We start from the raw sequence: 479 nt of genomic DNA, 5'->3' as shown, positions 1-479 counted from the left end.
TGATGAGCGCGACGCCACTCATCAGCACGCCTTGATAAAGCGCCTGCGTGGCGATCTCGCCCCGGGAGGCAAGGCCGAACCGGCTGAGGCCGAGCAACAGATAGACTGGAAGATAAAGCGCCATCGACCAGAGGCAGATCAGAGCGGCGGACTGGATCGGTGTCAGGCCGCTGCGTCGGAACAGCAGCGTATAGATGGCCCACATCGCGGCAGCGGCCGTCAGTGCAAAGATGCCAAAAGGATTGGGTTTGCCATGGACTGCTACACCGGCACCCACCAGGAAAACGAGCCCGGCAATGATCGCCGCGTAGCCGATCCAGCGCGACCGTCCCTGCTGCTCACGCAGGAAACCCCAGCCGAACACGCCGGCGAAGACCGGCATCAACGTCGGCGCGACAGACGCGGCCTGAGCCGCCGAAGTCAACTTCGACCCGAGCGCGACGAGCAGTACGAAAGGCACGCCCCACAACACTGCAAAT

Annotated in this window: 1 protein-coding gene; it reads right to left on the bottom strand. The window is 63.3% G+C overall.

What is annotated here, in order from left to right; translation table 11 throughout:
• The coding region (locus AC3IFE_RS01595) for an EamA family transporter (protein WP_489189393.1) at positions 1-479 on the bottom strand (479 nt) is incomplete at both ends.

The organism is Burkholderia sp. APQ4-4ca (assembly GCF_057837105.1).
Note: the sequence above shows the minus strand (reverse complement) of the source record. Positions and strands in the feature narration are given on the sequence as shown.